Genomic DNA, 16,126 nt, shown 5'->3' on the forward strand with positions numbered 1-16,126 from the left:
TTTATTTTATAAGTTTGTTTTAGTTATATAAAGATCAGTGGAATATCTTTAGAATTTTTAGAAAATTTTCGATTATCTCATCAATAAATATTTATTTTATTATATTTATATATATTCATTTTAGGTAAATACGATTTGTAATAGTGAACAAAGTCAGATAATTTTTAGAAAATTCATTAGATGAGTGTTCATGAAGTAATTGAGTTTCCATGAACATTCAGTAAATATTCTGGAATATTATATTTATAATATAATTATAGATTATCTTTATTTTTTTAAATCTTTTTATTTAGTGAATTTGGTAAATTAAGGTTATTCCCATTCAATTGTAGCTGGTGGTTTCCCAGAGATATCATACACGACACGGGAGATGCCTTTTATTTCATTTATTATGCGATTTGAGACATGAGCAAGAAAATCGTGGGTTAAATAAGCCCACCGCGCAGTCATAAAGTCAATCGTTTCAACAGCACGTAAAGCGATAACCCAATCATATTTTCGTTCATCACCCATGATTCCAACGGAACGAATTGGAAGAAAAACAGTAAACGCTTGGCTGATTTTATTATATAAGTTGGCATGATGTAATTCTTCAATAAATATTGAGTCAGCATAGCGTAAAAGATCGCAATATTCTTTTTTAACATTACCTAAAATTCGTATTGCAAGCCCTGGTCCTGGAAAAGGATGACGAGCTATTATGGAACTGGGTAAACCAAGTTCTATTCCGATCTTCTTGATTTCATCTTTAAAGAGTGTTTTAACAGGTTCTATTAGGTGCAGTTTCATCTTTTTTGGTAAACCGCCAACATTGTGATGTGATTTAATCATTCGTGTTGTAGTATTGTTAGACATGGCAGATTCAATGATATCAGGATAGATAGTTCCTTGCGCTAACCATTGTATATTGCATAGTTTTGATGCTTCTTCATCGAAGATTTCAATAAATACTCGTCCAATAATTTTTCTTTTTTCTTCTGGGTCTTCTATGTTGTCGAGAGCATTAAGAAAACGTTGTTCCGCTTCTATATGTAAAACATTAAGGCCAAGGTGACTAGAAAACATTGTCATGACTTGAGTTGCCTCATGAAGGCGAAGAAGACCATTATCGATAAAGATACAAGTTAGATGCTTGCCTATAGCGCGATGAAGTAAAAGAGCTGCAACTGTAGAGTCAATACCACCAGAGAGACCAATGATTACTTTGTCATTACCTAATGTTTTTTTGAGAGAAGTGACAATATTATCAAGAATATTGACTGGAGTCCATAGAGCCGTGCATTCACAGATGTTATGGACAAAGTTTTTTAACAATTTTTTTCCTTGATTCGTTTGTGTGACTTCTGGATGAAATTGTACACCGTAGAAACGTTTTTTTTCGTTTGCTATAATAGAAAATGGACAATTGTTAGTTCTAGCTATAGGGGTAAAATCCTTTGGAATAATTGTGACAATGTCACAATGACTCATCCATACATTAAGTATTGTTTTGTTATTTATGTTAGTTGTATCTTTAAGATCGAAGATTAAAGGGCTGTCTTTTATAATTTCAACTTGAGCATGACCAAATTCACGTTTATTGGCAGTTAGTACTTGGCCACCAAGCTGTATTGTCATAATTTGCATGCCATAGCAGATACCTAAAATGGGGATGTCAGAATAAAATATATAATCGGGAGCTCGAGGGCTATTATAAGAGATGCTGCTTTCTGGACCTCCTGAAAGGATGATTCCATTTGGATTAAATGATTCAACCTGTTTCTTGGTTACATTCCAGTCCCATAGTTCACAATATACCCCAAGTTCTCGTATTCGGCGAGCAATAAGAACGGTATATTGTGAACCAAAATCTATGATAAGAATTCGATCTTTATGCATATTTTTTAGATTCATCTGGTCATCCTAAGACTAAGTTATATGTGATATGGTTGATGATATATAAGAACAAGACTGTATCTTAGATAAGGGACCAGAATGTATGGTCAGGTATCCATGCGATAATTTGGAGATTCTTTAGTAATAGTTACATCATGGACATGACTTTCTGAAACTCCTGCTCTACTAACACGAACAAACTCTGGTATTGTTCGTAATTCTTCAATTGTAGCACACCCTGTTAATCCCATGCAGGATCGTAGTCCGCCCATTTGTTGATATATGATTTCTTTTAAGAGTCCTTTGTAAGGAACTCGACCTTCGATACCTTCTGGAACGAATTTCTTGATTGTATTTTGAGCTTGGAAATAACGATCAGAAGATCCTTGATGCATTGCGCTTATTGATCCCATTCCCCGATAAGATTTAAATGAACGACCTTGATATAATTCAATATTTCCTGGTGATTCTTCAGTACCTGCGAGTATGGCACCTACCATTACTACTGCCGCTCCAGCGGCGATAGCCTTAGCGATATCACCAGAGAAACGGATCCCTCCATCAGCTATAATTGGAATCTCCAACCCATGAAGAGCCGCGTTAGCATCCGATATTGCGGTAATTTGTGGTATACCTACGCCAGTTACAACACGGGTAGTACAAATGGATCCTGGCCCAACACCAACTTTAACAGCATTAACACCTGCTTTAGCTAGTGCAAGGGCTCCAGCCCCTGTTGCTACATTACCACCAATAATTTGTAAATTAGGATAATTTGCGCGTGTTAATCGGATTTGTTGTAGTACATTTTCGGAATGTCCGTGTGAGGAGTCAATCAGTAAAACATCAATTCCAGCTGAAATTAAAGAATCGATGCGCTCGTTATTATTTTTGTTAATTCCAACAGCCGCTCCAACACGTAGACGACCTTGTTCGTCTTTACAAGCATGAGGTTTTTGTTCTGCTTTTTGAAAGTCTTTAACTGTAATCATGCCTAATAATTGAAAATTATTGTTGACTACTAGTACTTTTTCTATACGATTTTCATGCATTTTTTGTAGAACTATTTGACGTGTTTCACCTTCCTTAACGGTGACTAAATTTTCTTTTCGAGTCATAACTGCAGATACTGGTAATTTAAGATTAGTAACAAAGCGCACATCACGCCTGGTGATAATACCGTCAAGTTGCTGATTGTGATTAACAACTGGATAACCAGCAAATCCATTAAGTTCAGTTAGCATCTTAACTTCTTCTAGCAAAGTAGTTGGTAATACGGTTTTAGGGTTAGTTACAACTCCGCTTTCATATTTTTTTACCTTTCGAACTTCTTCTACTTGGTGTAACGTAGACATGTTTTTATGAATAAATCCAAGACCACCCTCCTGGGCGATTGCAATAGCTAAGTTGGATTCAGTTACAGTGTCCATTGCTGCAGAGATCATCGGGATATTTAGACGGATAGATTTAGTTAGCCAAGTAGTAAGGTCGGCTGTGTGTGGTAGTACTTTTGAGTAAGCTGGAACAAGAAGAACATCATCAAATGTTAGGCTTTCTTTTGTAATTCTTAGCATGGCAATATCTCAATGTAGAAGTAAATCAAAGGATTTAAAATATTGCAGCAATATTATACAGGCTCTAATCTATTGCCTCCAGCATTTTTGATGTTAACTCGTATTTATCTGTAATGATATTTATCATATATGTATAATTTTTATATTTTTAAGCGGCATTTAGTTGATTTATTATCAACTATTGTACATTTACTTATAAATATCATTAATAGCATTTCGGTTTAAATATTGCTTAATATACATTGCTTCTATCTTATATAGCATTAATTTGTCTGAATTTATATTTTGTTCTAAATTTTTATATTATTTAGTTTTTAAAACAAGTTATAGGAGATTTATCTTATAATAATTAATAAATAGAATTTTATTATTATTCTATAATGCAGTAAATTCTTTATTATATGTCTATATAGACATGTTTTTGAATCAATATTCAGGTTTATATATCTCGAAGAGTATAAGTTAATTTATGTAATATTTCTGTAAGTTAGTTAGGAAGGTTGTTATGAAGTCTTGTTATTTGTTGCATACTCTTAAAAATAATGTATTTGATATATTAAACTATTGGAATTTTATTCTACATATAACAACTAAATTTTCAATGATTTACTATTATGTTTGGGATAAGTATCCTATATAGATTGAATTTATATTTTTATGAAAATTTTATTATGTTTAGAGTCTAGAATGTGAGAGAAGTGGATATATATAGAGATTTTTTTATCCATTATTATCTTGTTTAAGACAATGCATAAAGTGTTGAATGTGATATATAGATTGTTAGGTATATTGATTTTTTTCTGAGTAAGTGACAAGAAGAATTAGATGAAATATTTTATTATCAAATCGATAATTATTAGACTGTAATAAACAGTAGAATTATAGTATGTTACTGATACAATCAGTATTGATGGTGTAATCAGGATGATATTTTAATTCTTTCATGTGAAGGAATATAGGTGATTACTGTTAATAATCAGGCGTTTTTGTTATTATAGTAGTTACGCAAATAGTATATGAATACTATGAGTTATAGGGATTTATCTAAAAATTATTTCTATCCTATCAAATTAGAAATTTAAGTTGTATGTAAGTTTTATTAGAAGAGTTGTTATTATCAATTTCTCATCTAGTAGATTTTTCAGAATTATTTCATACATTAGGACCTTAATATTTTCTGTATAAAACATCTAAATATAAATCTTAGTTATTTATATGAATTTAATATGAGTATAACATAAAGATGTAGCGATTTAGTTGTGGTTTTCTACACAGATAAGAAAATTGAGAATACTGAATGATAAAGGATGTTATTAGAATGATCTATTTAATTATTTTTCTAATTCTAGAGTAAGGGCGAGGGTTTATAATAATTATTTATTAATAGATGATGAAAAATTAAATGATAATTTCTTAGTATATAAATTGATGCATAGTAAGAAGTTTAAGAATCATCTCTTAAGATGAGTGTCTTCTTAATATTAAATATAAATTTATACTCTAATATTCTTTTTTAGTTTTTTTATTCTTTTTTAGTTTATGTTACATCTCTTTGTGGTGAAATAGAATAAATTATCATTTTATTTATTGAGTTTTAAATAATTCTTGATCAAGAATTCTTAAATTAAGCATGAATATTCTGATTTTAAAAAAAGTTTTATTATATAGAAGGTTATGAAAGAAGCAAGACTTAGTTTTTATGGAGAAATACTCTTAGTAGCAATGCATAATAATCTCTGCATCAGATGTTATAATGAGCGATATTAATTTGATTTCTTATTTTATGTAAAAAACATAAAAAGTATTTAGTAAATTATTGATAAGTGGTCTTTATTACCTTATGGATTATTGTATGTATTGTAAATATTGTTAAATTTTATTGTTTACATTTTATCTCATGATGTTCAGATATTTCCTGAACGATTCCGAGTTTTTTTATCAGCTATACTAAGGAAGCAGGGTATGTCTTTTTCTTTGAAAGAATTATAATTTTGATGTAAGAAATAATATGATTATATCATTTATATCTAATTTTACTAGGCTATATAATGACTAACACTACGATTCAACTTGAATTTCTCAAGAATAGTATCAAAAGTATTCCGGATTATCCGGAACCTGGAATAATTTTTCGAGATATTACTAGTTTATTAGCGGATCCAAAAGCTTTTGCATTGAGCGTCCATCTAGTAGTTCAGCGTTATCGTAATTCTAGAATTAGTAAAGTTATGGGCCCTGAGGCTCGTGGGTTTTTGTTTGGCGCTCCTATTGCTTTAGAGCTGGGGGTTGGTTTTTTACCAGTACGTAAATTTGGGAAGCTTCCTCGTAAAACTTTTTCTGAACACTATTCACTTGAATATGGTTCTGGTGTGTTAGAGATACACTGTGATGCAATTCAGCCTGGTGAGGTCGTGTTAGTAGTAGACGATGTATTAGCTACTGGTGGTACTATTGAAGCAACAATTAAGCTTATTCGTCGTGCTGGAGGTTATATTATGGACGCTGCTTTCATTATAAGTCTCTTTGATTTAGGGGGTGAAGCACGTTTAAAAGATTATGGTGTTGAGAGCTATTCTCTCTTGAGGTTTCCTGGAAAATCGTCTATATGTAATGGATAGGTCAGATATTCTCATTTTTATCAATACTGATTACATTTATTTAACTTTATAACATTATCAAAAATAATAAGAGTGATGTTAATAACAGTATAATGTTCTATCATTTTTCGTATTGAAAAAGGAGTTTATGTTTACACTACATGTTTAGTATATATGGTTCTAGTACTAATTTATTAAAATAATAGGTATATTAGTTAATAATATAATGCCTTTAATTTAGTTGTATTTAATAGGCGAATAGTATCACATTAAGGATAATATGATCAGTATCATATCCTGAGTAGAATATTAGTGAGTTAGTCTGATTGTTATTATGTTTAGATTATAAAAAGAAATTATAACTCTAAGTTTATTAGTATATTGATTTATTTGATTAAAATCTATAAGTCTAATATTCATAATTCTATAATATGGCCCTTTCGTAAATTTATTCTAAAGTTTTGATTTATATTAGGATGGCAGTGAGATTAATAACTTTTTTTGAATTGAGAAAGGTTTTATTTTGATATTTCTTTTGTTAATTAATAGAAATAAGTATCTATTAATAACATGACATACAAGGAAGGTGAGAAGAACGGGTGATAAAGAATATTGATATATCAAGCATAATATTATCTATTAAATTAATTTCTAGATGGAATGGATAGTAATGATTTATTATTGTAATTTTACTATTTTAGTTGTTCTCTTATGAAGAGATTATAACCTATGGTTGGACAACCTATATGAGTTATCAGGTGTTAGCAAGAAAATGGCGGCCACAAGAATTTAGTGAGGTTATAGGGCAGAGACATATTGTATCTGCATTGTCTAATACTTTATCTATGGGTCGCATACATCACGCTTATCTATTTTCTGGTACTCGGGGTGTTGGAAAAACAACTATTGCCCGTCTTTTTGCTAAGGGTTTGAGTTGTGAAACGAAAATTACTGCAAGACCTTGTGGTGAATGTAGTCATTGTTGTGACATTTCTGAGGGTTGTTTTGTTGATTTAATTGAAATTGACGCTGCCTCTCGAACTAAAGTCGAAGATACTCGTGATCTTCTTAACAATATACAATATTCCTCTTCTCGAGGTCGTTTTAAGATTTATTTAATTGATGAAGTGCATATGCTATCACGTCATAGTTTTAATGCACTTTTAAAGACATTAGAAGAACCGCCAGAGCATGTTAAATTTATATTAGCAACTACGGATCCACAAAAGTTACCAGTTACCATTTTATCACGTTGCTTACAATTTCATTTAAACTTACTGGATGAGGATCTCATTCAAGCTCAGTTAGAATATATATTAAATTCTGAAAATATTAGTTCGGAAGCGCCAGGAATTAGACTTCTAGCTCATGCAGCAGAGGGTAGTATGCGTGATGCATTAAGTTTAACTGATCAAGCTATTGTTATGGGTAATGGTGTAATTACTGCTCATAATGTATATGATATGCTTGGTATGATAGATGACGATAAGGCTTTATCGTTGATTGAGGCTTTGGTTTATGCTAATGGTAAGTTAGTTATGAACATCCTTAATCAAGTTGCTATGTATGGTAATGATTGGGATAGCTTATTAGTAAAAATGTTAGAGATTTTTCATTATATAGCAATAGTACAATTCCTTCCTTCTTCTTTTTGTGAAGGAAGAATGGTTTCTTTTTCTCATCGATTACGTAAAGTGGCTCGTTTAATTTCTCCTGAGGATGTTCAATTATATTATCAGATAGTTTTGATAGGGAGGAAGGAGTTACCGTTAGCGCCAACTCGTCGCATGGGGGTAGAAATGACTTTATTGCGCGCTTTGGTGTTTAATCCCGGAACAGTTATGTCTAGTTCAACTGCACCATTGAGTAAGGATAAAAATGATTTATCATCTTGTTTATCTACACCAGATATTAGAGATGGATCAGGGATTGATTTTAGTGAGAGGTTACGACGTTTATCGGATACTACCACTGATCGGATAGATTCACAAAATAAGTTAAAATTTCAAAAAGGTAGCATAAGTGTATTAAAAAATGATAAGATTAATGCTAAGATGAATGGGTTATTAAGTATGGCTTTAACAAAGCCTTCATTAATAAATAAACAAAATTTATTGGATCATCCGAATAGTAAATTTTCACGGGGTTTATTAAAAAAAGACTTTATGTACAACAAATTGTGACTTGTTTTTGTTAGAAGAGCAACTATATGATGCATTTAAAAAATATGATTTTATTCCTAATAAAAGACATGTGCATCAAGCATTTCAAAGATTGATTCTCAAAATTATAGCAGAAGTATCTTCTCGAGATCTTTGGTCATCTAAGATTTATATGTTAGCTATACCAAAATTTTCTGAGAAGTTAGCTCTTAGATAGATGGCAAGAAAAACTTAATATGGTATTTATTTACATTTACGAGTTGGCAAGAGGTATCTAGGTACTCCAGAAGCATATAAAGCATTACATCAGGCTCTCAATTAGGATGCGGTGCATACAATAGATTTAAGAATAGTGGAAGATGATGATAATAAATTCATTTTAACTCCTCTAGAGTGGCACCTCAAGATTTATAATGAGAGATTAATGAGGGCGCGTTAGTTAATTTCAAAAGGTCAATATATTCAGAATTTATGTGATTTTTTTGATTCTACTCTAGAGGAAGAGTAGAATTCAGCCTGTATAATTGGTTTTTACTTCTTAATTTTTAAAAAATTACGATAAGAACTATTTGAATATTAAGAGATGATATATCATTCTTCTTTTTAAGAAGCGACGTTCAGACATAGTTTTTATAAGAAAAGACTATAATTCTTTCATTATACGTAGGTTATATTTGGATTTACTTAGGATTTTATTGTAAAAGTAGTTATGTTAATTAATGTGTATTTATAGTATAGATGTAATTATGATATTTACTGTAAGTATTGTTACCATCTATTTTTTATTTAGATGGCTCATAGTTTTGGTCTTTCTTGGTTAGTTTAATTAATAAATAGAGATCAAAAGATTCCTCAGTATAAGAGCTAAATTATTCTTAGTATAATACAATCCTATTGTCTTATATACATCATTATTTAATAATGAAATATTTTATGAGATAAAATGTTCGGGTTGGATCGGTATTCATTTTTGATAGGCCTTGATTGTTAATGAAGAATGAAAAGGTATATCTAATTAGTCATCAATATTAATTGAATAATTAAATGAATAGTAATATTATCATTATTTTTAAATTCTTTAGAAGTAGGTAAAACTTAGTAATTTTTCGATTATTCTAAAAAGAACTGATATGAGTGATAGTCTAATTGCATTGAAATATATTGTTATATCGTATATTTGGTTAGTTCTTGAGATTAGATGATAGAATGAATATAAACTTATTCGTTTCTACATAATGTCTCTAGCTTACTTTATTTTTATAAGAAATTTAATGATGAATAAATTGATTTGTCAACATGTTATTGACTATAAAATGATAATTGAAATTTTTATTAATCTATTGTGAAGATTTTAAAAAAAAATTAATTGTTTCTTAAAAAATATCATAATAGATTTCACTTACTCTAATATTACAAATAGTTTGCGGTATTATAAGTATGTTCAATATTAGATAAAGTTTATTAAATCACATATATATAATTAAACTATTTTTTGATTACAAAAGAAAATATATATCTAATATTGCGTGTTGAATAACTGTTTGGTTTATCTAAATCAATTTTTATTGATATTGTTACATATCAGGAGTGTAGTTGGAAAAATAGATAAGTGATAGATCTGTTTATCATTTATTGTCCTTTAATTTAATTCAAAATTCAATAGACAAGGTTTATAGCTCATAACTTATATTTACTAAAATAGATATTACTTACCATATAATGATATGGTACTATTTCATAGGATGAAATCCGGTGTTATTAAAGGAAGAGAATTATTATGTACATAAACAGATAATATGTATTTTCATTAATTCTTAACAAGTAATGATGGGTTTTAGTTTTAATTGATGCCCGACCAATATTCCATTAACATGAGTAATGGTCGGGTTTAGTATAAGATTAGAGAAATTGTTATGATATTCTATTGCAATAGAAGTTGATTTATTCGACGAATAAATTTATTAGGGTCTTCTAGTGTCCCAGTTGCGGTAAAGATAGCTTGATCTAGAAAAAGTTCAATCCATTGTGTAAAGAGTGCATCATTTTGTATATCAGAAGCTTTCTGTACTAATGGGTGAACAGGATTAAGTTCAAAAAGATATTTAACTTCTGGTGCCGATTGGCCAGAAGCGGAAAATAATTTAGCCATTTGAGGTGTGATATCGTTTATATCAGTAGTAACAATAGCTGGTGTTTCTGAAAGTCGGCGTGTAAGCAAAACGTCTTTAACACGTGGACCTAGTAGAGATTTAATTCGTTTGATAAAGGGTTCTAGAGATTTGTCAGTGTTTTTTTGTTCTTCATTCTCGCTCTCTGTTAGTTTATTAAATGTATCATCAGATGTACTTACTGATTGGAATTTTTTATTTTTAAATTCTGTAAGATGACTCATCATCCATTCATCAATACGATCGAAAAGAAGAAGCACTTCAATTTTTTTACTGTGAAACATTTCAAGATAAGGGCTGTTTTTCGCAGAGGTATAGCTTTCTGTGGTAATATAATAGATTTTATCTTGTTCTGGTAGCATGCGATTAACATAATCATTTAAAGAGACGGTTTGATCCATATCTTCAAATTTAGTAGAAGAAAAACGTAGTAATGAGGTAATGCTTTCGATATTAGATTTATCTTCTGCGGGGCCTTCTTTAAGAACACGACCAAAATGTTTCCAAAATGTTTGATATTTTTCTTTATGGTTGTTGGATAATTTTTCAAGCATGTTTAATGAACGCTTAATTAGGGCTGATCGTAGCGTTTTAATAATAGTACTATTTTGAAGAATCTCGCGTGAGACGTTCAATGGGAGATCGCTAGAATCAATTAATCCCTTGACAAAACGTAAATAATTTGGCATTAATTCCTCAGCATTATCCATAATGAAGACGCGTTGGATATAGAGTTTAAGACCATTTTTATGATCATGGCTCCACATATCCCAAGGTGCTTGTGACGGGATATATAGTAAGTTTATATATGTTTGTTTTCCTTCTACTTTGTTATGGGTCCAGGTCAGTGGATCGGTAAAATCATTAGAAATGTGTTTATAAAATTCTTTATACTCATCTTCAGTTATGTCAGATTTCTTTCGAGTCCATAATGCTTGTGCTTTGTTAATTTTTTCCCAGATTAAACCATTTTCTTTCTTTTGTTTGGTTTGAATTTCAATTGTTAGATTTATATGGTCTGAATATTTAGTAACAATTCTGCGAACATGCCATTCATCTAAGAACTCGTCTTCACCTTCACGTAAATGCAATGTGATTTCTGTACCTTGATCATCTTTTTCAAGACTAGAAATAGTGTACTCTCCGTTTCCAGAAGATTGCCAAAAGACGCCTTCATTAGAAGGAGTGCCTGCTGCGCGAGTATGTACAGAAACTATATCTGCTACCATAAATGCTGAGTAAAAACCTACACCGAATTGACCGATTAATTGATTATTTTTAGACTGATCTGATCCTATTGCATCAATAAAAGCCTTCGTTCCTGACTTAGCAATAGTACCTAAGTTGTCTATAACCTCATTGCGTTGCATTCCAATCCCATTATCATTAAGCGTGAGGACGCGTTTCTCTTTGTCAATGGAAATTTGTAGACGCAGATTGCCCGAATACAAATCTGGTTTCGAGAGAGATTGAAATCGTAGTTTTTCGGTGGCATCAGCAGCATTGGATATTAATTCTCTTAGAAAGATTTCTTTTTTTGAATAGAGAGAATGAATCATTAGGTCTAGAAGTTGTTTCACTTCTGATTGAAAGGTAAATGTCTCTTTCTTTTGCATTTTATTATTACCTCAATAAAACATAGTTATTTAGTATTTAAAAGTAAAAGTGGGGTTATAAAAATATATTTCAAGAGCCTGCAAATAGTAGATATTATTACAACAGTTATTGTATGAAAATTATGTTTTTTTGACTTTTAAATCTAAGTAGCATTTATTTATTAAATGAAAGATGCAATGTATGAGATATTAGAACTAATGATATTTTGTCTGAAATTGTTATAGTTTTCTTATAAAGTCTATACCTATATTTTCACAATATATATTAGAGATATACGTAATCATTACTTCTCTTGAAGTATTTTAGAGAACGATATCTTTGTTTTACAATAAGTAAAATTAGAAATTAACATGTGACATTTCATATGTATTATGATTTTTTATATTGTAAATTCATATTGAGATGTATTATCTATTAGTTAATCCATGGTAATTTTTATTAAAATGTGTATCTTTGATTAAAGAAGGTACATTCTGAGTTATTTTAGATGAGAAGGTTAAGATTATTATCAGATATGTCAATTTTCAGGAGAAGTAATGTTTAATCTCGTATAGATTTTATTAACTATACCACTTGGTACTTGGTAATTGAGATATGCCGTCACGTGTGTTCAACATAGTTTATGACAAGTGAGGGGACTCGTCCAAATGATGATAGCAATGTTAATAAGTGAGTAACAGAATAATAGAAATTTTGTAAAAGTTATTTATAGATTTTTAAGGGATATTTCCATCGATTTTATCGTCTTTTTTCAGAGACCTGTATACAATTATCTTTTAGAGATTGGAAGTAATGTTTTCGACAGACAGATACGTAAGTTTTATTTCCACCTATCTTTATTTGCTTACCTTTGTTACAAGGCAGTCCAATATTGTCAAAACGTATTACCATGATAGCCTTTTTACCGCAAGAACAGACAGTTTTTAGTTCAATTAATTTATCTGACCAGGCTAATAAATATTGACTTCCAGAAAACAATTCACCACGAAAATCTGTACGTAATCCATAACATAATACAGGAATATGTAGTATATCAACGACATTAGTCAATGACTTTACTTGCTTGCGCGTAAGAAATTGACTTTCATCGACTAAAATACAATTTATTGGACTATTTTTTTTTTCAGCATAAATTTCTTTAAAGAGTAGCGTTTTATTGTTATATAGTTTAGCAGGAGATGATATTCCAATTCGTGAACTAATTTTAGGTATCTTAAAGCGATTATCTATTTCAGAAGTATATAATATAGTTCTCATTCCTTTTTCTTGATAATTATAAGCGGATTGCAATAGAGCTGTTGATTTACCAGCATTCATTGCTGAATAGTAGAAATAAAGTTGAGCCATTGTTTTACTCCTTGGTAATTCAAAACTTTGAAACATATTCAGAGAATAGGATAATATATCTATTGTTTGTGTAAGAAAATGTAATGTAATAAATTAGATAAAAGAGACAGTTGTTTATGACACCTTATTTTTTATAGAAGAATTCTCTGAACTATTTATGATATAAATGTTTTTAATTTATAAGAATATCTATCTTTATAGTTTCTTTATTTTTCTAGGATTATGATATATATCTTCATTAATAGGATATAAATATAGTGTATAAATTTTTATATGAGCAATGTGATTAGAGTTAATTTTTTACTAAATTCATAATATATAGTAATTCTTCATTTATCTAGATATTGTTTGGTTTATAGATACGTTATATAATTTTCTATAGATTGAAAAATAATTAGTTATATGACATCTAGAAAGAATAATAGCAAGACATGTATTTCGTCTCTTGAGTCTGTAAGAATATTTTATATTTAATTTATTTTGAAGTTATTTTATAAGAACAAAGTATAGATCATGACTATGATTATAGTGATGACATGCTGATAGGTCTTTTTAATAAGAAAATTGATGGCGTGTAGTAAGTTTAGGGAGTTGAAAATAGATGTTTAATTTATTTTTATCGATTTATGATTAAGTAAATAATTATTTGTGATTAGATAGGTTCTATTATAATAATATAATAAATATTATTTATTCTATAAATAGATCAAAGTTCGGTCATTATCATATTTTATATACGCTCAGTCATTTTTTTAAATTTATAGAATTGGGCGTACTATGTAGATGTTCTTATAATTTTAAGAGTAATCTAGATGAGCGTGCAAATTATTTTATTGTATAGTAGTTTTTAAAAACATTTAGATAAATAGATAATCAAATTATAGATGTTTTATCAAGGCAAAATGGATTAGATTAATAAAAGTACTATAGATAAAGTAATATTAGATAATGCTAATTATATAGTATTTAAACGTAATTTCTTAAAGAAGGTTTTGTGGTGGTTCTATTATAATTATTTTTTTATTTTTTTTGAGAAACAAAAACGGTTTATGTTCAACACAGGAAGTATATCTGATTATTAGATTGATATTAGAAAAAATAAATAATTTAAAATACAAGATATTTTTTTATTAAAGTAAATAGATTCTTGATAATATAAGTATATATATTTTAAATAGTTTTCTTTATCTGTTATTCATTGATATTCTAGGTCCAGATGAGAGTGAAATATACGTTATACTAGATTTTATTAAGAAGATTCAGTATATATTGAATATTATTTAAATTTAAAAATAATGTTTATATTAGAATTGGTTTGTATCTTTATGTCTAGAACTAGATAATGTATGTTGTATATTATTACGAGTATAAATTTAAATATTAAAGTTAGATAATGATCTTGTTTTGAAGTGGTAGGATACCTTGGGTTACTTCAATCAGTCTTTTAGATTAAAGTGTTTAGTAAATATGTTGTATCAATATTTTTATTAATTCCACTAGATATGGATTTATAGATTGATCTAATGAAAATAAAGAAGATAAGATATATCAGTATTGCTTATGGAATAATATTTCTATATTTAACATTTAATGAGCAGTAATATTTGTGAGTTAACATGAGAGGACTGGTTATGTTATTAGAAGGATAATCATTATATTTCAAGATTACAGAATATTTAAAGTATTTTCTTTTTATGAATGAATAAGGATGACATTGCTTTAGTAATAGTATATTGATTCAAAATATATGTTTTGTTCTTTTTTATTTTTTATTGTTAATGAAATATAAACTATTGCAGTGCATATTCGCTATTACTATTGTTATATATTATGGTCCGGATATATATAATTTAGAGACTTTAACTATGAGTACTTCGCTTAAAATTCTGAATAAAATTCGTACATTACGTTTACAGGCAAGAGAATTTAGTTTAGAGACACTAGAAGATATGTTGATGAAGCTTGAGTTAGTGGTTAATGAGCGCCGCGAAGAAGAAAGTCAAGTTCGATTAGAGTCTGAAGAACGTCTCCGTAAACTTGAGAAATATCGAGAGATGTTAATTACTGACGGTATTAATCCTAGTGAATTATTATCTAGTCCATCTTTTAGCCAGACGCTTAGTAAAACTAAGCGTGCTGTTCGCCCTGCAAAATATGTCTATATAGATGACAAGGGAGAAAGAAAAACCTGGACTGGCCAGGGGCGAACTCCGACAATCATTCGGTATGCTATGGAGAAGTATGGAAAAAATTTAGAAGATTTTCTCCTTTAGATATCTGTAACTTAGTAGTTGAATGGAATTAGCAGTGTTCGGTTCAGTAATGCGTTTCGACAATACTGATGATATAGAATCATCGATAGTTAGAGTAATTATGTGATGCAAGATAGAATTTAGTTCTAAGGTTTAATAAAGGAGACTACATGCGATATTATTAATCGCTTTTCCTGGATAAGCACTGCTTCTCACTATACACTTTTGTTATAACTGTAAAATTAAATTTTACAAACCAAACGAATTGGCTTATCAATAATTATTTGTTTTTTTAAGTTTATTAATGGATTAATGGATGTATTTTTACGATTTTTATTTTTAGTTTTATTAATAATTAAGTGATTGATAATGATTGACAGAACATTTTATTAATTAACTTATAGTCACAATAGTATATATTTTATATCTCCCATTAGTTATTTATGGTCATTAAAAACACCCAGATATAATCTGGGTGTTTTTACTTGTATATATCTTAATATATTTAAATAAGTTTATTATTTATTCTATTTT

The 16,126-nt window shown here is 29.3% G+C and carries 6 protein-coding genes and 1 pseudogene; 3 read left to right on the forward strand and 4 right to left on the reverse strand.

Annotated elements, in window-relative coordinates; all coding sequences use genetic code 11:
- Positions 1-312: 312 nt before the first annotated feature.
- Together guaA and guaB are read right to left on the reverse strand one after the other, a co-directional pair.
- A complete protein-coding gene (gene guaA / locus HACICURT3053_RS00635; RefSeq protein WP_157991839.1) occupies positions 313-1,893 on the reverse strand; it encodes a glutamine-hydrolyzing GMP synthase in 1,581 nt (526 codons plus the stop codon).
- An 89-nt stretch (positions 1,894-1,982) separates the two neighbouring features.
- Complete coding sequence (guaB, locus tag HACICURT3053_RS00640) at positions 1,983-3,449, reverse strand: IMP dehydrogenase (protein WP_157991840.1); 1,467 nt, start codon at positions 3,447-3,449, stop codon at positions 1,983-1,985.
- Between the two features lie 2,048 nt (positions 3,450-5,497).
- Here guaB and apt point away from each other — a divergent pair.
- Both apt and dnaX read left to right on the forward strand, forming a co-directional pair.
- Positions 5,498-6,067, forward strand: a complete 570-nt coding sequence (apt, locus tag HACICURT3053_RS00645; RefSeq protein WP_157991841.1) for an adenine phosphoribosyltransferase — start codon at positions 5,498-5,500, stop codon at positions 6,065-6,067.
- Positions 6,068-6,792: 725 nt separating this feature from the next.
- A pseudogene (gene dnaX / locus HACICURT3053_RS03425) lies at positions 6,793-8,716 on the forward strand (DNA polymerase III subunit gamma/tau).
- A gap of 1,413 nt (positions 8,717-10,129) precedes the next feature.
- On the opposite strand, the gene htpG reads toward dnaX, so the two are convergent.
- Positions 10,130-11,992 (reverse strand): molecular chaperone HtpG, encoded by a 1,863-nt coding sequence (htpG, locus tag HACICURT3053_RS00665; protein WP_157991845.1) that lies wholly within the window; start codon positions 11,990-11,992, stop codon positions 10,130-10,132.
- Positions 11,993-12,731: 739 nt separating this feature from the next.
- Positions 12,732-13,340 (reverse strand): thymidine kinase, encoded by a 609-nt coding sequence (locus tag HACICURT3053_RS00670; RefSeq protein WP_157991846.1) that lies wholly within the window; start codon positions 13,338-13,340, stop codon positions 12,732-12,734.
- Between the two features lie 1,865 nt (positions 13,341-15,205).
- On the opposite strand from HACICURT3053_RS00670, the gene HACICURT3053_RS00675 reads away from it, so the two are divergent.
- Positions 15,206-15,613: an H-NS family histone-like protein gene (locus HACICURT3053_RS00675; protein ID WP_157991847.1), complete on the forward strand. Its 408-nt coding sequence runs from the start codon at positions 15,206-15,208 to the stop codon at positions 15,611-15,613.
- Positions 15,614-16,126: the final 513 nt, after the last annotated feature.

Source organism: Candidatus Erwinia haradaeae (assembly GCF_900698855.1).
GTDB lineage: Bacteria > Pseudomonadota > Gammaproteobacteria > Enterobacterales > Enterobacteriaceae > Erwinia_E > Erwinia_E haradaeae_F.